The sequence below is a fragment of the Streptomyces sp. NPDC046379 genome (assembly GCF_055587785.1).
On sequence record NZ_JBVJFP010000001.1, the window covers coordinates 334,713 to 355,747 of the forward strand.

16 protein-coding genes are annotated in these 21,035 nt (G+C 75.4%); 9 read left to right on the forward strand and 7 right to left on the reverse strand.

Annotated elements, in window-relative coordinates; genetic code table 11:
* Window positions 1–33: 33 nt before the first annotated feature.
* Window positions 34–903, reverse strand: coding sequence for an ATP-grasp domain-containing protein (locus ACZ6KF_RS01545; RefSeq protein ID WP_469236756.1), 870 nt, complete (start codon window positions 901–903; stop codon window positions 34–36).
* A gap of 494 nt (window positions 904–1,397) precedes the next feature.
* Between ACZ6KF_RS01545 and ACZ6KF_RS01550 the strand changes: the two genes are divergently transcribed.
* From ACZ6KF_RS01550 to ACZ6KF_RS01580, 7 genes are all read left to right on the forward strand, one after another.
* Complete coding sequence (locus ACZ6KF_RS01550; RefSeq protein ID WP_356627632.1) at window positions 1,398–2,846, forward strand: acyl-CoA synthetase; 1,449 nt, start codon at window positions 1,398–1,400, stop codon at window positions 2,844–2,846.
* Window positions 2,839–4,191 carry a carboxyl transferase domain-containing protein gene (locus ACZ6KF_RS01555; RefSeq protein WP_469236759.1) on the forward strand — a complete coding sequence of 451 codons (1,353 nt, stop codon included), beginning with the start codon at window positions 2,839–2,841 and terminating at the stop codon, window positions 4,189–4,191. The genes ACZ6KF_RS01550 and ACZ6KF_RS01555 overlap by 8 nt, the downstream gene beginning before the upstream one ends.
* 99 nt (window positions 4,192–4,290) lie before the next feature.
* Window positions 4,291–4,632, forward strand: a complete 342-nt coding sequence (locus ACZ6KF_RS01560) for a CU044_2847 family protein (RefSeq protein WP_356627634.1) — start codon at window positions 4,291–4,293, stop codon at window positions 4,630–4,632.
* The gene (locus ACZ6KF_RS01565) at window positions 4,629–6,344 is read left to right on the forward strand and encodes a VMAP-C domain-containing protein (protein WP_469174475.1); all 1,716 of its coding nucleotides are present in this window, start codon (window positions 4,629–4,631) and stop codon (window positions 6,342–6,344) included. Before ACZ6KF_RS01560 ends, ACZ6KF_RS01565 begins: the two co-directional genes overlap by 4 nt.
* 93 nt (window positions 6,345–6,437) lie before the next feature.
* Window positions 6,438–7,487: an AAA family ATPase gene (locus ACZ6KF_RS01570; RefSeq protein ID WP_469236767.1), complete on the forward strand. Its 1,050-nt coding sequence runs from the start codon at window positions 6,438–6,440 to the stop codon at window positions 7,485–7,487.
* Complete coding sequence (locus ACZ6KF_RS01575) at window positions 7,477–11,805, forward strand: SAV_2336 N-terminal domain-related protein (protein ID WP_469236769.1); 4,329 nt, start codon at window positions 7,477–7,479, stop codon at window positions 11,803–11,805. The genes ACZ6KF_RS01570 and ACZ6KF_RS01575 overlap by 11 nt, the downstream gene beginning before the upstream one ends.
* A 153-nt stretch (window positions 11,806–11,958) precedes the next feature.
* Window positions 11,959–12,996, forward strand: a complete 1,038-nt coding sequence (locus ACZ6KF_RS01580; protein WP_356627638.1) for a rod shape-determining protein — start codon at window positions 11,959–11,961, stop codon at window positions 12,994–12,996.
* Window positions 12,997–13,080: 84 nt separating this feature from the next.
* Here ACZ6KF_RS01580 and ACZ6KF_RS01585 read toward each other — a convergent pair whose 3' ends face one another.
* Window positions 13,081–14,088, reverse strand: a complete 1,008-nt coding sequence (locus tag ACZ6KF_RS01585) for an anti-sigma factor RsbA family regulatory protein (RefSeq protein WP_469236772.1) — start codon at window positions 14,086–14,088, stop codon at window positions 13,081–13,083.
* A 422-nt stretch (window positions 14,089–14,510) separates the two neighbouring features.
* On the opposite strand from ACZ6KF_RS01585, the gene ACZ6KF_RS01590 reads away from it, so the two are divergent.
* Window positions 14,511–15,248 carry an ANTAR domain-containing protein gene (locus ACZ6KF_RS01590; RefSeq protein ID WP_469236774.1) on the forward strand — a complete coding sequence of 246 codons (738 nt, stop codon included), beginning with the start codon at window positions 14,511–14,513 and terminating at the stop codon, window positions 15,246–15,248.
* Between the two features lie 86 nt (window positions 15,249–15,334).
* On the opposite strand, the gene ACZ6KF_RS01595 is transcribed toward ACZ6KF_RS01590, so the two are convergent.
* From ACZ6KF_RS01595 to ACZ6KF_RS01610, 4 genes are all read right to left on the reverse strand, one after another.
* A complete protein-coding gene (locus ACZ6KF_RS01595; protein ID WP_469236776.1) occupies window positions 15,335–16,219 on the reverse strand; it encodes a prohibitin family protein in 885 nt (294 codons plus the stop codon).
* 114 nt (window positions 16,220–16,333) lie between these two features.
* Window positions 16,334–16,984, reverse strand: coding sequence for an FMN-dependent NADH-azoreductase (locus ACZ6KF_RS01600; RefSeq protein ID WP_469158168.1), 651 nt, complete (start codon window positions 16,982–16,984; stop codon window positions 16,334–16,336).
* Window positions 16,985–17,146: 162 nt separating this feature from the next.
* Window positions 17,147–17,716, reverse strand: coding sequence for a pyridoxamine 5'-phosphate oxidase family protein (locus tag ACZ6KF_RS01605; protein WP_356627643.1), 570 nt, complete (start codon window positions 17,714–17,716; stop codon window positions 17,147–17,149).
* Window positions 17,717–17,812: 96 nt separating this feature from the next.
* Window positions 17,813–18,349, reverse strand: coding sequence for an HPP family protein (locus tag ACZ6KF_RS01610; RefSeq protein WP_469157967.1), 537 nt, complete (start codon window positions 18,347–18,349; stop codon window positions 17,813–17,815).
* A 92-nt stretch (window positions 18,350–18,441) separates the two neighbouring features.
* On the opposite strand from ACZ6KF_RS01610, the gene ACZ6KF_RS01615 reads away from it, so the two are divergent.
* Window positions 18,442–19,074 carry a CGNR zinc finger domain-containing protein gene (locus tag ACZ6KF_RS01615; protein WP_469236778.1) on the forward strand — a complete coding sequence of 211 codons (633 nt, stop codon included), beginning with the start codon at window positions 18,442–18,444 and terminating at the stop codon, window positions 19,072–19,074.
* 81 nt (window positions 19,075–19,155) lie between these two features.
* Here ACZ6KF_RS01615 and ACZ6KF_RS01620 read toward each other — a convergent pair whose 3' ends face one another.
* On the reverse strand, window positions 19,156–20,562 hold the full coding sequence (locus tag ACZ6KF_RS01620) for a vanadium-dependent haloperoxidase (RefSeq protein ID WP_356627645.1): 1,407 nt from the start codon (window positions 20,560–20,562) through the stop codon (window positions 19,156–19,158).
* Between the last annotated feature and the right edge of the window lie 473 nt (window positions 20,563–21,035).

The window sequence follows — 21,035 nt, forward strand, 5'->3', positions numbered from 1 at the left end:
CTCGCCGGGCCCGGCGCCCGACGCCGGCGGCGTTCAGCCGGCCGCCGCCAGCACCGCCTCCACGACCCGTGCCGTCGACCCGGGGTGCAGGAAGAGGAAGAGGTTCGGCTCGACCAGCTCCAGCTCCATCACCAGCGGCCCGCCGTCCTCCCCGTCGACCAGGTCGACGCGCGCGTAGAGCAGCTCGGGGTCGCCCGGCACGGCGGCCAGCGCCCTTTCGGCCACGGCGAGTTCGGCCTCGGTCGGCGTCCACGCCTCCAGCCCGGGATGCGCGACCTTCTTCTCGTCGTACGGCGTCCCCGGCGCGAGCACGGCCGCCTTGCGGCTGGCGTGCAGGAGCCGCCCGCCGAAGAACTGCAGGGCCCGCTCGCCGCGCGCGTCGATGCCGCGCACATACGGCTGGACCATCGCCGTGAGCCCTTCGGCGTGCATCCGCGCCAGATGCCGTACGGCCGCTTCCCGCTCGCCGGGCGTGTACCGGGCGGCGAACCGCGCCCCGGCCCCGGAGGCGGGCTTGACCACGTACTCCCGGTCGCCGGGCAGGTCGGCCGGGTCGCCCGGGCCGAGGTAGCGCGTCGGCACGGTGGGCACCCCGGCGGCGGCGAGGTCCCCGAGGTAGCGCTTGTCGGCGTTCCACCGCACCACGTCCACCGGGTTGGCCAGCCGGGTCGCCTTCCCGCACTCCTGAGCCCACGCGAGGAACTCGGCGGCCCGCCAGCTGTAGTCCCAGGTGGACCGGATCAGCGCGAGGTCGAACTCGTTCCACCGCACTTGCGGATCGTCCCAGGCGACGACGACGGCGTCGGCCCCGGCGCCGGCCAGGGCGTCCCGCAGCCCGGGCAGATCCCGGTCGACCGAGACCTCGGGGCCGGGGCGGCAGGTGACGAGGGCTATACGGGACACGGCGGACTCCCTGTGCGACGGCGGGCGCGAAACCGACGGGCAGGCTAACAACCGCTTCCGCGACCGCAGAAGGCCGGCTGACGCCGGAGGAGGCAGTGGTCCGTCCGCAGCGGGCGCTGCTGCTGAAGGCCCTCACGGGCGACGGCCCCGCCGCCCCCGACCTGCGCCTCCGCGGCGCCCGTCCCGGCGATCGCCACCTGCTCTGCTCCGACGGTCTGTCCGCGGTGTCGCGGAGGCGGAGGTCCGCCGGTTGCCGGCCGCCCCGGGCGATCCGGCGCGGGCCGTGCGGGCGCCGACCGGCGCGGCGCTGCGGGCGGGCGCGCCGGACGGCGTGAGCCGTGTCGTGGCGGACGTCATGGCGGCGGAGTGAGACGGGCGCGGGCGTTTGCGGGGCGCGTGGGGTAGGAACGGTCGTGGTGGCCGTCCGGACGGTCACCACGTCCGTCCGCTCGGGGCCCCGGTCCCGCGTGTCCCTCGTGCTAGGAGTGCGCCGCATGTCCTCCCTCTTCCCCCTGCTCGCCGACGGTGCGGCCGGTGCGCGTCCCGCTCTCCGGTTCGGCGAGCGGCAGCTGACGTACGGGCAACTGGCCGGGGCCGCCGGCGCCGTGGCCGGGCGGGTGCGGGGGGCGGGGCGGGTGGCCGTGTGGGCGACGCCGTCGCTGGAGACGGCGGTCGCGGTGGTGGGCGCGCTGGTCGCCGGGGTCGCCGCGGTGCCGCTCAATCCGCGGTCCGGGGAGAAGGAGCTGGGGCACATCGTCGGCGACAGCGCGCCGGGGCTCGTGCTCGCCGCGCCCGGGGACGTGCTGCCCGGGGCGCTGGCGGGCGTGGAGCGGGTGGACGTGGAGGCGGGGGCGTCGGCGGAGCTGCCCGGGGAGAGCGCCGGGGGCGAGGATCCCGCCCTCGTCGTCTACACGTCCGGGACCACCGGGCCGCCCAAGGGCGCCGTGGTGCCCCGGCGGGCCGTCGCCGTCACGCTGGACGCGCTCGCCGACGCCTGGCAGTGGACCGGCGACGACGTGCTGGTGCACGGGCTGCCGCTGTTCCATGTGCACGGGCTGGTGCTCGGCGTGCTCGGGCCGCTGCGGCGGGGCGGGTCGCTGCGGCACCTGGGGCGGTTCAGCCCCGAGGGCGTGGCGCGTGAACTCGGCTCCGGGGCGACCATGCTGTTCGGGGTGCCGACGATGTACCACCGGATCGCGGAGGCGCTGCCCGGCGACGCCGCGCTGGCCGAGGCGCTGCGCGGGGCGCGGCTGCTCGTCTCCGGGTCCGCCGCGCTGCCCGTGCACGATCACGAGCGCATCGCCGCGGCGACGGGACGGCGCGTCGTCGAGCGGTACGGCATGACCGAGACGCTGATGAACACCAGCGTCCGCGCCGACGGGGAGGCCCGGCCGGGAACCGTCGGGGTGCCGCTGCCGGGCGTGGAGCTGCGGCTCGTGGACGACGACGGGACGCCGCTGACGGCATACGACGGGGAGAGCGTCGGGGAGATCCAGGTGCGCGGGGACAACCTGTTCACCGAGTACCTCAACCGGCCCGACGCCACCGCCGCCGCCTTCACCGCCGACGGCTGGTTCCGCACCGGCGACATGGCGGTGCGGGATCCGGACGGGTACGTGCGCATCGTCGGGCGCAGGGCCACCGACCTGATCAAGAGCGGCGGGTACAAGATCGGCGCCGGCGAGATCGAGAACGCGCTGCTCGAACACCCCGGCGTCCGGGAGGCCGCCGTCACCGGGGAGCCCGACCCCGACCTCGGGGAGCGGATCGTCGCCTGGGTCGTGCCCGCCGACCCGCGGGACCCGGTCGGTTCGGCGGAGCTGGCGGACCATGTGGCGCAGCGGCTCGCCCCGCACAAGCGGCCCCGGGTCGTGCGCCACCTCGACGCCCTGCCCCGCAACGACATGGGCAAGATCGTGAAGCGGGCGCTGGGCCGTGCCTGACCGGCTCACCGCCCGCGAGGCCGTCGCCCTGGTCACCGACGACTTCCGCCCGCTGCCCGTTCCGCCCCGCGCGGGCCCGCCCGACGGACCGCTCGGCTGGCCGGGCTACGACGACGCCCGCGCCCGCGCCGCCGCCCGCACCGGCGAGGAGGAGTCCGTCGTCTGCGGCGTCGGCCGGGTCGAGGGCGTCGGCGCCGTGCTCGTCGCCTTCGAGTTCGGCTTCCTCGGCGGCTCGCTCGGCGAGCGCACCGGCGACCGGCTGGAGGCCGCCCACGAGCACGCCCGGCGGCACCGCCTGCCCGTCGTGCCGCTGATCGCCACCGGCGGCAGCCGGATGCAGGAGGGCATGCTCGCCCTGAGCCAGCTCCAGCGCGTGGCACGCCAGTCCGTGCTCACCCGCGAGGCGGGCCTGCCGCAGATCGCGGTGGTGCGCGACCCCACCACCGGCGGCGGCTGGGCCACCCTCGGCGCGGGCGCCGACGTGATCCTCGCCCTGCCCGGCGCCCAGGTCGGCTTCGCCGGCTCCCGCGTCCGGCCCGCCGACGCCGACCCGGCGGCGTACACGGCCGAGGCGCAGGTCGCCGCGGGCGCCGCCGACGCCGTCGTACCCCCCGGCGAACTGCGCGCCGCCCTCGGCCGCTGGCTGCGCCTGCTCACCGCCCCCTCCGCCGCCCCGGCCCCGCCGCCCCGCCCGCTCGGCGCCACCGACCTGCCGGCCGACGGCTGGGACGCCGTACGCCGCGCCCGCGACCCGCGACGGCCGCGCGCCGGCGCCTATCTGGACGCCTACTTCACGCACCGCGTCAGCCTCTCCGGCGACCGCTGCGGCGGCGTCGACACGGAGGGCGTGCTGTGCGGCTTCGGCGAGCACGAGGGCCGCGCGATCGCCTTCGCCGCGCAGACCGGCGCCGCCACCCGCCCCGCCGGCTACCGCACCGCCGCCCGGCTGATCCGGCTCGCCGACCGGCTCGGCGTCCCGGTGCTGACCCTGGTCGACACGCCCGGCGCCGCCAACGACGCCGAGGCGGAACGGCAGGGCGCCGGCGCGGCCATCGCCGACCTGTTCGCCGCGGTGGCCGCCGCCCGCACGCCCGTCACGACGCTGGTGATCGGCGAGGGCGGTTCCGGCGGCGCCCTCGCACTGGCCGCGCCCGGCAACACCTGGGCAACTCCCGACAGTTACTTTTCGGTCATCGCCCCGGAGTCGGCCGCGGCGATTCTCAAGCGGGGCCCGGGACAGGAGCAGGTACGACTGACGGCCGATCAACTCCTGCTCAGGCCGCAGGACTTGGCACGACTGGGGGTCGTCCACGGCGACTGGTGCGAACCGCCGGACGGCCACTGATCACGACGGCCGAAGTGGCACGCGACAACCCCGCGCACCTTCCGTAACAATGGGATGCTCGGAGAAACGCGAGTGCGGGTGCGGCAACGGGGGCGTGTCATGGACGGGTTGGTGGAGTTCAGAACCTCCGACGGCACGGTGGTCGCGGTGGAGGCGGCCGAGGACCGCGCGTCAGGCTCCCGGCTGGTCGCGCGGGGCGACGGCGCGGTGCAGGCGACGCGCACGTTCGAGAACGCGCTCGACGGGGTGCGGGCGGCGGCCGAGTCCGCGCTGCGCGTCTTCCGCGACGGCTCGCTCCGGCCGGACGGCGTGGAGATCGAGTTCGGCGTGAAGCTGTCCGCCGAGACGGGCGCGATCATCGCCAAGGGCGCCGCCGAGGGCCATCTGGTCGTCAGGCTGACCTGGTCGCCGGGTGCGCCGGAGGCCGGCCCCGCCTCATGATCAGCGCGGAGTGGCACGCCCGGATCGCCTGCGCGGGCAGGGTGACCGGAGCGGGCTTCCTGGTGACCCCGGACAAGGTGCTGACCTGCGCCCATGTCGTCCAGGACGGCGGCGGTACGGCGCCCCCGCTCACGGTGACCTTCACCGAGCGGCCCGGATTCCCGCCCGTCGCGGCCCGTGTCGTCGCCCACGGCGGCTGGGGCGGCGGCCCGGTCGACGCGGGCGACCTCGCCGTACTGGAGCTGGAGCGGCCGGTGCCGATCGCGCCCGCCGCGCTGGCCCCCGCCGACGCGGCCTACGGCCCGGCCCCGCGCAAGCTCGTGGTGTACGGCTTCCCGGCCGGATTCGACGAGGGCACGCTGGCCGAATACCGGGTCACCGCACCCCAGTTGATCAGCCAGGAGTGGCTCCAGCTGGAGGCGTGGCAGCCCGGCGGCCAGCCGCTCGCCCCCGGTTTCAGCGGCGCCGCCGTCCGGCTGGTCGACACCGGCGAGGTCGTCGGCATGGTCACGGCGGCGGCCTCGGCACGGGACGTGCGCAACGGGCGGATGATGCCGACGCACGTCATGGCGCGGTACTGGCCCGGCCTCCGGAGCCTGGTCCCGGCGCCGGACCACCGGGCCGCCGACCGGGCGCGGCTGCGCGAGCTGGTCGAGCGGGCGGCGCGGGCGGGCGTCGAGTGCTCTCCGGTGGGGCTGTACACGGCGGCGGCCGGCCCGTTCGACCCGCCGCCCCCGCCGGAGGGGTTCGACTCGCTGTGGTCGGCGGCCCTGTTCGTGCTGTGCGAACTCGACGGGCCCGGCGCCGTGGCCACGGTGAACCGCTTCGCCGACCTGGTGGCGGGCCTGCTGCGCCCGCCCGCCGCCGAACCGGCCGCCGCTGCCGCCCCCGACTGGTCGCCGATCCTCGTCGAACTCGCGCACAGCGGCGCGGGCGACGGACTGGTGCGCGCCGAGGTGTCGGCGTTCAGCGGCGGACGCCGGCACCCGGTCGACTCGGACACCGTGCCCCTGGGCCGGCTGCGCGCCTGGGTGCAGGAGCGGATCGAGACCGCGTTCCGCTATCTGACGCCCGGCGCGGACGAACTGATCGCGTTCTCGCTGCCCCGCGACTGGCTGGACTGGCCGGTCGACCGCTGGGCGAGCGCGCCCGACGACGACACCCCGCTCGGCTGTCTCTACCCGCTCGTCGTCACCGACCACGCCCGGCGCAAGGCCAGCACCCGGCATGTGCTGACCCGCGCCTGGAAGCGGCTCGACTCCCGGCCCTCGGCACCGCTGCACCGGGTGGAGTGCGGCGGGCTGGAGGACCCCGGCCGGCTCCGGCGGCGGCTGCGGCAGGCCGACGCGGGACTCGCCGGGTTCGCCACCGCGCCGGCGGCGGCCCTCACCCGGCCGCACTTCGACACCTCGCTCACCGCGCCCGCGCCGGTCATGGTGTGGTCGCGCGCGGGCTGCGGCGCCGGGGACGGCGGGGCCGACTGCACGGGCGCGGAGCGCTGCGCGGGAAAGGCGTTCCTGGACCGGCTGGACGCCTGGGCACGGGTCGTGCCGCCCGCCGAACTGCCCCGTCACCTCCTGGAGCTGCGGGAGGAGGCCGACACGGAGGAGGGCCACTGGGCGCGCGACATCCAGCTGCTGTGGGACGACCCGCGCCCCTTCACCGACGCGCACGCCACCGCCCCCGGCCACGCCCGCTCGCCGGTCGCCTGACCGCCGAACCCACGGAGCGAAGGAGCGACGGACCGACGGGACGCCACAGCGACGACAGAGCGACAGACCGGCAGAGCGACAGAAAGACTCCCCATGCCCCACTGGTCCGTGTACACCGGCGGCGGCGAGCCGCACGACGGCATCGCCGAGCTGCCCGACCCGCCGCCGTGGCGCGCCTTCGACGGCGGACCCCCGCTCGCCCCGCCGCTCGACACCGCCGACGAGGCCGCCGTGTCCCCGGACCGGGTGCACCGCGCGAAGACCTACGTGCCCACCCCGGAGAGCGTGCGGCTCGTCAACGCCGCCCTGTGTCTGCGCCGCCCGCTGCTGGTCACCGGCCCGCCCGGCACCGGCAAGTCGTCGCTGGCGTACGCGGTGGCCCGCGAGCTGCGGCTGGGTCCGGTGCTGCGCTGGAACATCACCAGCCGCAGCACCCTCGCCGACGGCCTCTACCAGTACGACCCGCTGTCCCGTCTCTACGCCGCCCGGCAGACGATGGGCCCTGGGCGGACCGCCTCCTCCCCGCCCGGCGCCCCCGGCCCCGGGACCCCCGAAGCCGGCGTCGAGGACCATCTGCGCCTCGGCCCCCTCGGCACCGCCCTGCTGCCCTACACCCGGCCGCGCGTGCTGCTCGTCGACGAGATCGACAAGAGCGACCTCGACCTGCCCAACGACCTGCTCAACGTCCTGGAGGAGGGCCAGTACGAGATCCCGGAACTGGTCCGCGCCGCCCGCCACACCCCGAGGGCGACGGTGCTGGTGGACGGCACCGACGAACGCGTGCCGGTGGAGCGGGGCCGGGTGCGCTGCCGCGCCTTCCCGTTCGTCGTCCTGACCAGCAACGGGGAGCGCGAGTTCCCGCCGGCCTTCCTGCGCCGTTGCGTCCGGCTGAAGCTGCGCCGACCCGGCCAGGAGCAGCTCACCGAGATCGTCCGCGCCCACCTCGGCGACCCCGACGACCGCGCGCTGTCCCTGATCACCGGTTTCCTCGAGCGCGCGGGCGGCGGCGAACTGGCCACGGACCAGTTGCTGAACGCCATCTACCTCACCGGCATCGCCGGCCTGGACGCCGGTTCGGTGGACGAGCTGGCCGAGCAGCTGATGCCGTACCTCTCGCCGGCGGCGGACGGCGATGGCTTCTGACGCGTCCGCGCCGCTGGCGCGCCTCCGGGCGGCCCTCGCCGCGGCGGCCGGGGCGGACGGCTCCCCGGAGGCCGTGCCCACGCCACGGGAGCTGGCCGAACTGGTCTGGCTGGCGCGGCTGCTGGGCGCACCGGCCGGGGAAGCGGCCGGCACGCAGCGGCCGGCGAGTCCCGCCGCCGCGCCCCCGGCGCCCACGACGCCGCGTCCGCCCGCGCCTCTCGCCCCTCCGGCGCCGCCGCCGCGGCCCGACCCCGCCCACTCCTCCCCCGACACCCGCGTCACCCTGCACCTCCCCTCCCCCCGGCCCCCCGCCCCCGGTGCGGACGGCGGCGGTGCGCCGCTCCTCGCGCCCGCCCCCGCGATGCTCCCGCACCCGCTGGCGCTCCAGCGCGCCCTGCGCCCGCTGAAGCGCCGGGTGGCCGCGCCCCGCGCCACGGTGCTGGACGAGCACGCGACCGCCGACCGGATCGCCCGGCTCGGCGCGCACCCCGACGTCTGGCTGCCCGTGCTGCGCCCCGCGCCCGACCGCTGGCTGCGCCTGAACCTCGTCCACGACACGGGCCCCACCATGCCGGTCTGGCGACCCCTGGTCCGCGAACTGCACACCGCGCTCGCCCAGTCCGGCGTCTTCCGCACCATCACCCTGCACCCGGCCGGACCCGACGGCCGGGCCCGCCATGTGCCGGACTCCGACGACGGCCGCACGGTCACCCTCGTCGTCAGCGACTGCATGGGCCCGCAATGGCGGCCCGGCCCCGCCGGCGACCGCTGGTACCGCTCCCTGCGCCGCTGGGCGCGCCACATGCCGCTCGCCGTGGTCCAGCCGCTCCCCGAACGCCTGTGGGAGACCACCGCCCTGCCCGCCGGGCCCGGCACCCTCACCGCCCCCGCCACGGCCGCCCCCGCCGCCGCGCTCGCCTTCACCCCGTACGACCCCGACGCCCCGGCGCCGCCGCCGGGCGCCGTGCCGCTGCCCGTCCTGGAGCCCGGCCCGGTCTGGCTGGCGAACTGGGCCGCGCTGATCGCCGCCCCGGGCGGCCGGCGCACACCCGGCGCGGTGGCCTGGCTGCCGCCCTCTCCCGCCGCGCCCGCCGAACCGGTCCCGGACCTCGCCGCCTCCGCGCCGGAGGACCTGGTCCTGCGCTTTCGCGCGACCGCCTCCCCCGAGGCCTTCCGCCTCGCCGGGCACCTGGCGCTGGCGGTCCCGTCCGTGCCGGTGATGCGGCTGGTCCAGCGGGCCGTGGACCGCGATCCGCGCCCGCAGCACCTCGCCGAGGTCATTCTCAGCGGCATGCTCACGGCCGTGCCGGGACCGCCCGGTTCGTACGCGTTCCGTCCGGGGGTGCGGGAGTTGCTGCTGCGCACCCTGCCCCGCACGGCGCGCGACGGCACCCGCGACCTGCTCACCCGGGTCGGCGGCCTGATCGACGCGCGGGCGGGGCTGGCGGCCGGGGAGTTCCGCGCGCAGACGGCCGGCGGCCGGGACGCGGGCGCCGCGTTCGCCGCGGTGCGGGAGGAGACGGTACGGCGGCTGGGCGGGGACACGCCGGAACGCCCGGTCGGCGGCCGGTACCGGCTGGTCCGGCGCCGGGGAGGCGGGATGCGGCTGTGGGACGCGGTGGACGAGCGCACCGGCGAGCGGGTGGCCGTGCACCTGTATCCGGAGCAGACCGCGCCCGACGAGCGGTTCCTGCGGGACGCGCGGGCGCTGGCCGACGTGGCGAGTCCGCACGTGGCCCATCTGCGGGACTTCGGGGTGGAGGGGGCGACGCCCTACCTCGTGGCCGAGTTCACGGACGGGCTGACGCTGGCGGAACTGGTCGACGGCGGGATCGAGGAACTGTCCTTCCGGGTGTTCGCCCGGCTGGTGCGCCAGACCGTGGCGGGCCTGGACGCCCTGCACGCGCACGGCCTGGTGCGGGGGCAGCCGGGCACGCGGGGCCTGCTGCTGCGTCCCGACGGCACCGTGATGATCAGCCGGTTCGCGCTGGGCACGGAGGCCGACGGCTGGAGCACGCGGTCCGACCTGGCCGAACTGGCCGGGATGCTGCGCGAGCTGGCGCGCCTCGTATCCTTCCCGCCCGAGCACCGGCAGCTCAAGGAGCGCATCGCCGACGGCGATCCGCACGAGGCCGCACGGTGCGCCGCCGACGTCCCCACGACCGCCGACGACCGCTCCGCCTCGCAGGGCTTCGCACTGCTCGGCCCGTTGACGGTCGCCGCCGGGGAGCGGGTCGTCACATGGCTCTCCCCGCAGGCCGAGGCACTGCTGTGCATGCTGGTCCTCGCCCACGGCCGGCGCGTCGGCCTCACCGAACTGGCCGAAGGACTCTGGGACGAGCCGGTGGGCAGGCAGGCGGCCGTCGACCGCCTCGCCCGCCTCGTCGCCGAGCTGCGCACGAACCTCCGTCCCAGTGCCGTCGTCGCCCTTCCCGACGGCTACGCCCTCCACGCCCCCGACGCCTACGTCGACGTCCGCCACTGCGAGGAACTCCTCTCCGGCGAGCCCGGCCATGCCCGGGTCCGGGAAGCTCTCGGCCTCTTCCGCGGCGACCCGCTCGACGCGGTCCCCGGCCCCGCCGCCCGTGCCGCCCGCGTCCGGCTGCGGGAGCTGCGCCGCGAGCTGGAGACGCGGGCGGCCGCCGAGGACCGGGGCGACGGGGCCGTGATCCTCTTCGAGACCGACGACCTCGGCGGCCGCCCCGAGGCCCGCATCGGCCTGGAGGTCGCCGTGCACGAGGTCCTCGATCGCGGCGCGTTCGGCCCGCATCAGTACGAGGTGCGGGTGCGGGCCAACGGCTACGCCGTGCACACCCGGCCCGACGCCTACCTGCTCCCGGTGCTGGTCGCCGTGCTGCGCGTGCTCCCGGAGCTGACGGACGCACCGCGCCTGCGGGTGACGTTCTGGCAGCCGGGCGCCCTGCCGGCGGAGGTCACCGACCTGCAGGAGCGGGCCGACGCCGGTCTTCAGGTCGTCGTACCGCCGTCCCTCTACGAGGAGTTCGCCGGCAGCTCGGCGGCGCTCGGCCCGCAGCGCTTCCACCCGCTGCACTCCGGCCCCGCGAATTCGCCGCCGATCGCCTGGTACTGCCCGCCGTCCGAGGCGGCGCCCGAACCGGAGGAACGCGACCTGGTGCGCGGCCCCTTCGTCACGGACGACCTGCGCCGGCTCGGCATCCCGGTGCCCGGCCGCACGGCGATCGTGCACACCGGCCCCGACGGCCTCCTCACCCTGCTCGACCCCGCCCTGCCGTACGGTGGCGGACCGCCGCGTCCGGCCACCTACTACGAGGTCGACCTCACCCCGCAGCAGTCCTTCCACCAGGTGGCGCTGCCCAGTTCGGGCCGGGGCACCTTCGCCGCCGCGGTGGATCTGACCTGGCACGTCGACGACCCGGTGGCGTTCGTGCGCGGGGACACGGCACGGGTGTCGGAGCGGCTGCTGGAACACCTGCTGGACACCGCGCCCCGCGTCACCCGCCGCCATCCGGTGCGCCGGGCGGGCGGCGCGCAGCGGGCGCTCCACGACGCGCTGCGCCGCTGGCCGGTGCCGGGGCTGTCGGTGTCGTGCTCGGTGCGACTGGCCCCCGAGAGCGCGCCACCGCCCGGGCCACCGGTCGCGGCGGCGTCGGCGCGGTCGCTGCCCGGGCTGCTGGCCCGCACCGAGACCGTGCTGCTGGGCTTCGACGGCCCGGTCGTCCGCCTGTACTCGGCGCAGACGGCGCGGGAGGCCACGCTGGATCTGCTCGCGCTGGTGGCCGAGCACCGCGACCCCGAGGACGCCTTCGCGGGCCGCCTGTCGACCCGGGCCCTCGGCACGGAGGCGTTCCCGCATCCGCTCGACGTGCTCCGCACGTTCGCGCACGACCGGATCGGGCCGCTGCTGGCGCACCGGCTGGAGGAGCTGGAACTGCGGGCCGTCCCCGACGCGCCCGCCACCCACAGGTCCCGCGCCCTCGTCCGCGCCCTGTCGCAGTCCGGCCGCGCCGTCCGGATCGTCACGGACGTCAGCTCACACGCCGTGGACCGCTGCCTCGCCCCCTTCGACCTGCCCCTGGCGGGTGTGCACGGCCGGGGCACCGACCTGAGCCGGCTCATGCCGCACCCCGACTGCCTGCGGCGCGCCCTGGGCCCGCGCGAGGAGGGCCTGCTCATCGGCTCGTCCGTCGCCGAGCTGACCGCCGCGCAGCAGGCCGGGCTGCCCTTCGTCGGGTACGCCCGCACCCGCACCGTCGAGGACCAACTGCGCGCGGCGGGCTGCGAGATCACGGTGGCCACGCTGGAGCCGCTGCTGGGGGCCGTGCACGACAGGGGGTAGGCGGACGGCCGCGCGCCAGGACCCCCCGTTCGGCGGCACCCCGCCCGGCCCCCTCCAGAAGGCGTCCCCCGCCGCGCGCGGCGCACGATGCGAGGGAGGCCCGCCGCCCGGCGGTCCCACGCACCATGCCCCGTCCGTGCCTCGGGAGGACCCATGACCGCCAGTCTGGAGCAGCTGCGCCGCTGCCATTTCGCCGTCGACCTGGGGGCCGCGCGCACGCGGGTGTACGTCAAGGGCGCCGGACTCGTCGTGGACCAGCCGTCCGCCGCCGCCGTGAACACCCGCACCGGCGCACTGATCGCGGTGGGCGAGTTCGCGGAGCAGATGACCGGCCGGACCCCCGACTACATCCGCGTGGTCCGGCCGGTGTCCGGCGGCACGGTCGTGGACATCGAGATGGCCCAGCGGATGCTGCGTCACCTGCTCGGCGACAAGATCCGCCGTGCGCTGCGCCGCAAGCCCCGGCTGCGCGCGGCGGCCTGCATCCCGCACGACGCGGGCCCGCTCGCCCGGCGCGCCACCGTCGAGACGCTGGTCGGGCTCGGCGCACGCCGGGTGGAGCTGGTCGACACGCTGATCGCCGGCGCCGTCGGCTGCGGGCTGCCGGTGGAACAGCCCGAGGCGACGATGGTGCTGGTGTGCGGGGCGGCGGCCACGCAGGTCGCGGTGCTGTCCCTGGGGTCGATCGTCGCCGCCGAGCGGATTCCGGTGGGCGGGGAAGCGGTGGACAACGCGATCGTGCTGCACCTGCGGCACGCGCACGAGCTGATGCTGCCCAGCCAGTCGGTGCGGCCCCTGCAGCTGGCGCTGTCCGGCAACGGGCTGACCTCGCACGGGCCGGCGTCCACCGAGATCCACGGCCGGGACGTGGCGACGGGGCTGGCGCGCAGTGTGCAAGTGGACACGGCCGCGGTGCGCGACGCCATCCAGACGCCGCTGACGGCCGTGCTCGACGGCATCGGCAAGGTGCTGCGGGCCTGCCCGCCGGACCTGGTGGCCGACCTCGGCGACCGGGGGATCATGATGGTGGGGGGCAGCGCGCTGCTGCCCGGCTTCGACCAGATGCTGCGGCAGGCGACCGGGATGCCGGTGCACATCGCGGAACGCCCCGACGTGTGCGCGGTGCAGGGGCTCGGCACGATGCTGGAGGGCAGGATCGAGCCGATCTCGCTGGATCCGCTGGGTTCCTGAGCGCCGTTTCCCGCGCCCGGGTTCCTGATCCCGGCTTCCCGAGCCCCGCTTCCCGAACCTGCCCGCCGGGGCCGGGCGCGCCGCTCAGCCGGACAGGGCGAACCAGCAGCGGATCGTCGTACCGTCCTCGCCGGCGTGGATCCGCACCAGGTCGGCGACCAGGTTGACCAGCAGCAGGCCGCGCCCGCCGCGCTGGTCGCGGTCGGCGGGGCGGCGGCCGGCCAGCGGGTCGGACAGCCGCCCCCGGTCGCGTACGTCGCACACCACGTACCCGCCCTCGGACCACACCCGCAGCACACCGGAACCGCCGCCGTGCACCACGCTGTTGGTGGTCAGCTCGGCCGCGGCCAGCGCCAGGTCCTCCAGCCGGGTGCCCTCAAGACCGAACCGGGCGGCCTCGCCGGTGGCGGTGTGCCGGGCCAGGGGCAGGGTCGTCGCGTCGAAGGGGAACGCCAGGGCGTCGGGCACGGCGGGCAGCGGTTCGTTGTAGCGGCCGACGACGCCGTCGGGGTCGTAGGCGGCGCTCCCCTCCTCCTGGCCCGCGCGGATCAGGGTGGGGTGGGTGGCACGGGCGTCGGTGAGCACCCGCTCCTCCAGGCGCCGGACGTCGTACGGGCACAGGATGGTCACCCGGCGGCCGGTGAACGCGGCGTTGATCAGGGCCTCGTGCTGGGCACAGGCCGGGTACTCGTCGGCCGAGCGGCCGGCCCAGATCGGCTCGCCGATGATGCGCACCCGGCGGCCGGGCGGCTGGGCGTCGGCGAAGGCGCGCAGCACGCCCGGGATGATCCGGCCGGGGTTGCGCCCGGCCTCGCGCATGTCCAGGAACCGCACCGCTCCGGCGACGTCGCCGAGTCCGTCGCGGATCAGGTCGAGGTTCTTGCCGGGCACGGCCACCGCCACGGGCTCTCCCGCCGCCAGTCCGTCGCGCACGAAGGGGACGGTGCCGTCGACGTACTCCTGCTCGTCGGCGTAGAACAGCGCGGGGTGCACGAAGGGGTCGGCGAAGACGCCGTCGCCGGGGCGGGACGCGCGGGAGAGCACGGAGCCGGCCGGCTCGCCGGAGCCGAAGGACTCGACTGGTGCACTCATCACATCGCCACCTCGATCACGACAGGTCAGGCCCGGAACGACGACGCCGCCTCGCGCCGGAAGGTTCCGGTGTCCGGAACACAGTGTGCGGCACGCGGGGCACGGCACGCGCTCCGCGTCCGCGGTCCGTGGCGCCGGACCGGCTCCGCACGGCTCTTCCTCCCGTCCTCCCCGATCGGGCGGGCGGCGGTCCCGGCCGCCGCCGTCGCCTGCGGGCGGCCCGGACGGCCCGCGGCTCCGGCACGATCCCGTCGTCCACCCCATTGTCCCGGACGCAAGGGCTCGTACCCGCGAGTCATCTCATCATTCCCCGCCGCCCGGGTGTACCGCGCACCACACCGGGCAGGCGCGGCACAACGCTGTCCGACACATGTGTCTGTGCACGGCCGGCCCGGGCCGGCGGGAACCACGAAGGCGGTGACATGACCTCAGCGGCGCCACCCACTCCCACCACACGGCCGGACGTACGGCGTCCGGGCCCTCTCGTTGTCGAGGTCGCCGCGCCCGGCCCGGACCGGGCGGTGCTCACGGCCCGGGGGGAGCTGACCCACGGCTGCGCGGACGTCCTGGCCGAGGCCCTGGCCGGGCTGCCCACCCCGGTCGGCCGGGTCGAGGTGGACCTGGCCGGGGTGACCTTCATGGACACGGCCGGCCGGGAGTTCCTGGACATGCTGGCCGAGTACGGCCGCCGGCACGGGGCCGAGATGTCGGCGACCGGCTGGCGCGGGCAGCCCCGGCGGGTGCTGGAGCTGGTCGGCCTGGACGCCGTGGACCCGCTGCGCGGCCCGGTCCGGCCGCCGGCCGCGCCGGGGGCCGGCGCCACTGTCCCCTCGGCGGTGGCCCGGGAACGGGCGGAGCAGCTGCGGGAGCTGCGCGAGGAGGTCGAGCAGCTGCGCCGGGCCATGGTCTCCCGGCCGGTGATCGACCAGGCGCGCGGCATCCTGATGGCCGCCCACGGCTGCACCTCGGAGGAGGCGTGGGAGATCCTTCGGGAGGCCTCCCAGGTCTCCAACACCAAGCTCCGCACGGTCGCGGCCGCCGTCACGGCGGGCGCCGCCGCGCAGGGCCCACCGCCGCCCCCGCACCTGCGCACGGCCCTGCGCACGGCGATCGCACGCCGCCGCGGGGCGACCGGGGCGACCGACCGGACCGGTTCCTAGGGCCGGACCGGTTCCCGGCGTCGGGCCCCGTTCTGGCGCCGGACCGGTTCCGGTGTCCGGGCGCGGGCCGGAGCCCGCGCCGGGCGCTAGTTCTTGCCGCTGTCGACGATGACCGGCGTACCGTTCGCGTCCGTGCCGCACGGCACCGCGTAGACCGGGTTGGCCTTGGCGGCCTCCTTGTAGGCCTCCAGGCACTGGTTGTACAGGACCTTCTCGCTCAGCGACTGCTCGATGATCTTGTTGGCGCGGGCGATGCCCTCCGCCTCGATCCGCTTGCGCTCGGCCTGCGCCTCGGCGGTGCGCGACGCCTCGACGGCCCGCTCGGTGGCCTGCTCCTGCTGGATCTTCTTGTCGATCTGCTCCTGCAGCTTCTTCGACGGCCGCACATTGCGCAGGTTGACGGCGGTGACGTCGATGCCGCGCGGGGCGAGGCGCTCCTTGATGAGTTCCTCGATCTGCGAGCCGATCCGTTCGCGGGCGGAAGCGTAACCCTCCTCGCTGGTGTGCCGGGCGAAGACGTTCCGGATCACCTCGCGGCTGTCCGCCAGCACGAGACGCTCCTGGATGGCCTCCTCGCTGCCGGCCAGCCGGTACAGCGCCACGGCCTCGTCGGGCACCACGGCCCACTTGATGGTGACGTCGGCGTACAGCACGCCGCCCTGCGAGGACCGGACCTCCACGACCTCGTCGTCGTTGAGGTTGAGGTCCACCGGGCGGGTGGAGAACGACGTGACGTCGGTGAACGGCGACGTGAAGTGGATGCCGGAGGCCAGGGGCGAGCCGACCTTCCCGAACGTCACCGGCACGCCGACCTCGTAGGCGCTCACGACGTGCACGCAGGCGAAGACGCCGGCGAGCACGCCGCCCACGGCGCTGAGCGCCGCCCCGATCCGCCGGCCGCCGGCGCCGCTGCTCGAGCGGCCGACGAAAAAGAGCACGACCGCCGCGACGAGCAGCAGAATGGACAGCACGAACACAGTGTTCTCCCCCCGTTGGAAACATCCCCGCGCCGCCCCCGGCAGCGCAGCGCATGCTAACCGGCGCTGGTGTACGGGCGGCACGGGCGGGGCGGCGGGCAGGAGAACTCAGGCGGTGAGCCGTACGGCGAGCTCCTTGGCGTGGAACTCGGCTGCCGCGAGGGATTCGGCCCGGGCGGCCTCGAACTGCGGGATCAGCTCCGCCATCGCGGGCACGACCGGGGCGAACGTCAACTCCGGGTGGATGAAGGTGAGATCGAGCCCGAGGCCGTTGCCGAGGACGTGTCGCAGATAGCTCTCCACGAAGTCGTTGCCGTGCTGCGGGGTCCCCTCGCGGTAGGAGCCCCCGCGACTGGCCACGACGACGGCGGGCTTGCCGGCCAGTGACGCCGCCCCGCTCCTGGACGTGCGGCCGACGAGGAAGACCTGGTCGATCCAGGCCTTCAGCGTCGACGGGATGGAGTAGTTGTACATCGGGGCCCCGATCAGCAGCGCGTCGGCCGCCTCTGCCTCCTCGATCAGGCGTTCCCGCAGCCCGACGGCCTCCCGCTGCTCGGGGCTGCGCTCGGCGGGCTGGAGGTGGCCGCCGTAGTAGGCGGCGGCCCCGAGGTGGGGCACCGGTTCGGCATCGAGGTCGCGGTAGACGACCGTGCCCTGCGGATGTTCTCTCTCCCAGGTCCTGCGGAAGGCGGCGGTGACGGCGCGGGAGTGCGAGTTCTCCCCGCTGAAGGAGGTGTCGATGTGCAGCAGCGTGGCCATGGCAGTTCTCCAGATGTCCGTGATCAGAGCAGTGATCACCGATCCGATCCGCGAGAGGCGATCTGATCCGTGATCAACGATCCGGTCGATGATCGGCGGTCTGTGTACGTGCGACAGCCTGCTACCTCAAGCCTGATTGAGGTCCAGTCGGTGTGACCCACCTCACCGGACGGGAGCGTGCTCCGTCCTCTCGGCGGCGCTCTCGCCCAGGGCTGCCCTCAAGCGGCGGTTCTCCGCCTCCAGTTCGGCCATGCGCTGGCGCACCGGGGTCAGTGCGTCCTCCAGTTCGGCGGGCGTGAAGCGGGGCTCGATGTGCTGCGGGCAGTTCCAGTCGTAGGCCTCGACCTCGATCCTGACCATCCGCTCCAGAACGGCCCGGTACCCCTCGGGCACCGGCGGACCGGCCTCGTCGGGCCAGTCCCGGACGTCTCCCGTCCGCGCCCGGCCGAGGATCTTCAGCCTGGTCGCCGACGGGTAGTCCATTAGGAACAGGGCCACGCGGTCGTCGTGGTCGAGGTTGCCGACGGTGATGTACTGCCGGTTGCCCCGGTAGTCGCAGAACGCCAGCGTCCGGTCGTCGAGGGCCCGCAGGAAACCGGGCGGACCGCCGCGGTGCTGGACGTAGGGCCAGCCCGACGCGCTGGTGCTGGCCAGGTAGAAGCTGGTCCGGGTGGCGGCGAACTCCGCCTCTGCGGCCGTCAGCCGCTGCTCCGCCGGGGGAGCCTCGGTCATGGCGGCGTATCCGCGCCGGCTTCCGTTCCGGCGCTGGTGTTCCTGTACCTCGGGGGTGAAGAGCAGGTGTCCGTATCGACCTGGCATGACCGCCCCCTACCACCAGTAGCTCGGGTAGCGGGCCGTCTTGCCGCTGCGCCCGGTGAGGATGCCGACGCCGACCAGGACCAGGGTGGCCAGGGCCAGCAGCGACAGGAACACGGCCGGGGACGGCTCGGTGACCACGACGATGACCGAGGTGGCGGCGGCCGGCGAGTGCGGGGTGCGGGCCAGCGCCATCGCGCCGATGGCCAGACCGCCGGCGACGGCGGCCGTCCAGGTGGAGTTGCCGGCGACGGCCAGGCAGACGAAGCCCACCAGGGCCGAGATCAGCTGGCCGCCGATCACGCTGCGCGGCTGCGCCAGCGGCAGGGCGGGAGCGGCGAAGACGAGGGCGGCGCTCGCGGCGAGCGGCGGGATGAGAACGGTCTGGTCGAGCAGTACGCCGATGGCCACCAGCAGGACCAGCGCGACCACGCCGCCCAGGGTCGCCATGGAGATGAAGGAGTTCGCCGGACGGGCCGGGGCCTTGCCGGCCAGCGCGGTCGTGAACCGCTTCATGGAGGCCGGCTCGGCCACCGTGGACTCGGACATGCGTCATGCCCCTCTCAAAAGTCGGTTAACGGTTAGATGGTAGAGCAACCCATTAGCTTCTGGGGAACGTTTCCGACCTGCAGGATGGGACGATGCACGACGGAACCGAGCCGGGCCCGGGACGGGCGGCCATCGACCAACTGCCGCTGACCGGCGAGCCCTTGCCGCTGGACCTGGTCAACACGACCTACATCAGGGGCGGGCTGCGCGGTCACCTGGTGGACGCGCTCGACGCCCCCGGCGCACTCGACGCCTGGCTGGACGACCACCGTGCGGCGTTCAGTCCCGCCCTCGCCGAGGTTCTCGGCGAACGTCGTCCGGCCGGGCCGGAACATCTGCCCGCGTTCCTGACGCTGCGCCGGGCGCTGCGCGCGCTCGCCACCGCGCACGTCGGCGGCGGCGCCCCGCCGCCGGAGCACACCGCGACGGTCAACGCCACGGCCCGCCTCGCCGTCCAGTGGCCGGAACTGGTTCCCGGCCCCGGCTGGGAGGCGGTGCCGCGGTGGCTGGAGTCCGATCCCCTGCGCGTGGCGCTCGGGGAGGTGGCGGCGTCGGCCGTGTCCCTGTTCTCCGGGGGACACGCCGGTCTGCTGCGGGCCTGCGGCGCACCGGGCTGCGTGCTCTTCTTCGTCAAGAGCCACGCCCGCCGGGCCTGGTGCACCGCGGGATGCGGCAACCGGGTCCGCGTGGCCCGGCACAACCGTCGTAGCCGGGCCTCGGGTTGACCTCCGCCGCGTGCCGCCGGGAGGAGGGGGCGAGGGGGCGCCCACGGAGAGCGGGCGCCCCGTCGGGCGGTGCGGGCCGTACTAGTTGATGATGGTCGCGGACACGTGGTTGGCGACCTTGTAGCCCATCTCGAGCGCGGCCTGGTTGTCCCACTCGAAGTGCACGCCGATGTACTTACGGCTGTCGGCCTTCTCCTTGGCGGCGGCGCTGATGCTCGGGAACGAGCGGGTGACGCCCTTGGCCAGCGGGTCGTCGGTGCCGGCGGTGAAGGACAGGTTGTCGGTGCCGAAGTAGTTCTTCACCGCGCCGGCCCAGGCGGCGCCGATGCCGGTGTGTCCGGAGACGTACGACGGGAAGTTCGGGCTGAAGCTGTTGCCGGCGACGTCCTGCTCCTCCGGCTGCCAGGTCGGGTCGGCGACGATGCCCGGGTTGGGCACCTCGTCGGCGCGGCGGATGGCGTCGGCCGGACGCCACACGTCCCAGTCGCTCAGGTACTTGGAGTCCCACACGGCGATGGCGGCGTCGGCCATGGCCACCGAGGTCAGCGCGAACAGCTTGGCGCTCTCCAGGGAGGTGCCGTTGGGCCGGTACTTGCGGAAGATGACCATGGTGTGGTCGTACTGCTGGCCGATCGGCTTGTAGGTGCCGTCCAGGTCGTTGGCCCAGTAGTGGGCGATCTGGGTCTGGTCGGCGGTGCGCTCGGTCGAGCCCTTGCCGCCGATCCGCTTGATCTCGTTGACCTGCGCCGCGTACTCCGGGCTCTTCAGCAGTTCCTCGGCGCTGTTGAAGCCGCCGATGTTGCCGGGCCGGAACTGGGAGCCGGAGGTCAGGGCGAACGGCTTCACCTTGCCCCAGTTGGGCGCGCCGGCGGGCTTGCCGGCGGCGGGCTGCCAGTGGCCGGGAGCGGTGTTGGCGACGTACGGCGTGGTGTCGTCGGAGCCGTCGCCGGTGCGGGCGGCGATGATCGCCTCGGCGGTCTTGATGCCCAGCAGCCGGCCCCGCTCACGCTGGTTGAAGTTGCCGGAGTTCGGCATCGCGAGGGCCTTCTGGAGCCGGGCGTCCAGCTCGGCGACCGGGAAGTGCGGGAAGGCGTTCTTCAGCGCGGTGTAGGCCGCGTAGTCGATGGCCGTGTTGAGCGCGCCGTACTGGCCGGCGGCCGAGGTGTCCTTGATCAGGTACGGCTTGCCGATCGTCTTGATGGAGTTGACCGCGTCGTAGATCGCCAGGTCCATCATCGCGCCGCCGCGGCCGAGCGGGCCGGGGGTGCCGCCCTTGTGGCGGAAGATGTCGAGGAGCACGCCGTTCCAGTACAGGACGTGGTCGTTGCCGCCGCGGGCGGTGTTGAACACGGCCGACGCGGACGTGACCGGATCCGTCGCGTCCTCGGCCAGCGCCTGGCTGGGGGCGAGGGTGGCGAAGGAGGCCATCGCCACGGTGGTCACCGCGAGTCTGCGGACGGTGCTGGTGGATCGTGCGGTGCGGAGCATGGGTGATCCCTGTCTGTTGTGGCCCTGACGCCCCGGCGTGGAAGCCGCTCACGGGGCGATGCCTTCTGGCCAAAAACGTAGGACGGCATCGCGGCCCGCCAACGTTGGCTTCGCAGATGCCAGGGATCGGAAAGTCCGATGAGCCCGGTCGCACTCGGGGACGCCCCGGGGGGCGGGTGCGGTGCCGGGTGCGGTGGTGCGGGCAGGTCCCGGTGGAGCTGACGGCGCGCTCCGGACGGTGAAGCCGTCGGGCCACCCGAAGCGGTGACGCCGGTGGACCGGCGGAGCCCTCGCGGTCGCGGTCGCCTCGTCGCGCGCGCCGGCCGCCGGACTTCGCCGTGTGCGCCGACCGCCGGACTTCGTCGCGCGCACCGCTCATGGACCGACGGTTCCCGCGCCTGCGGACTCCCCCACCGTTGCGCACCGGCCGCGAACCCTCGTCGCGCGCACTGCCCCGGAACTCTTCGCGGTAG

What these genes read in the sequence shown, in the direction of transcription:
- ACZ6KF_RS01550 (WP_356627632.1), top strand. Translation starts at nt 1,398, where the DNA reads ATGTCCTCCCTCTTCCCCCTGCTCGCCGACGGTGCGGCCGGTGCGCGT.
- ACZ6KF_RS01560 (WP_356627634.1), top strand. Translation starts at nt 4,291, where the DNA reads ATGGACGGGTTGGTGGAGTTCAGAACCTCCGACGGCACGGTGGTCGCG.
- ACZ6KF_RS01565 (WP_469174475.1), top strand. Translation starts at nt 4,629, where the DNA reads ATGATCAGCGCGGAGTGGCACGCCCGGATCGCCTGCGCGGGCAGGGTG.
- ACZ6KF_RS01570 (WP_469236767.1), top strand. Translation starts at nt 6,438, where the DNA reads ATGCCCCACTGGTCCGTGTACACCGGCGGCGGCGAGCCGCACGACGGC.
- ACZ6KF_RS01575 (WP_469236769.1), top strand. Translation starts at nt 7,477, where the DNA reads ATGGCTTCTGACGCGTCCGCGCCGCTGGCGCGCCTCCGGGCGGCCCTC.
- ACZ6KF_RS01580 (WP_356627638.1), top strand. Translation starts at nt 11,959, where the DNA reads ATGACCGCCAGTCTGGAGCAGCTGCGCCGCTGCCATTTCGCCGTCGAC.
- ACZ6KF_RS01585 (WP_469236772.1), bottom strand. Translation starts at nt 14,088, where the DNA reads ATGAGTGCACCAGTCGAGTCCTTCGGCTCCGGCGAGCCGGCCGGCTCC.
- ACZ6KF_RS01590 (WP_469236774.1), top strand. Translation starts at nt 14,511, where the DNA reads ATGACCTCAGCGGCGCCACCCACTCCCACCACACGGCCGGACGTACGG.
- ACZ6KF_RS01600 (WP_469158168.1), bottom strand. Translation starts at nt 16,984, where the DNA reads ATGGCCACGCTGCTGCACATCGACACCTCCTTCAGCGGGGAGAACTCG.
- ACZ6KF_RS01605 (WP_356627643.1), bottom strand. Translation starts at nt 17,716, where the DNA reads ATGACCGAGGCTCCCCCGGCGGAGCAGCGGCTGACGGCCGCAGAGGCG.
- ACZ6KF_RS01610 (WP_469157967.1), bottom strand. Translation starts at nt 18,349, where the DNA reads ATGTCCGAGTCCACGGTGGCCGAGCCGGCCTCCATGAAGCGGTTCACG.
- ACZ6KF_RS01615 (WP_469236778.1), top strand. Translation starts at nt 18,442, where the DNA reads ATGCACGACGGAACCGAGCCGGGCCCGGGACGGGCGGCCATCGACCAA.
- ACZ6KF_RS01620 (WP_356627645.1), bottom strand. Translation starts at nt 20,562, where the DNA reads ATGCTCCGCACCGCACGATCCACCAGCACCGTCCGCAGACTCGCGGTG.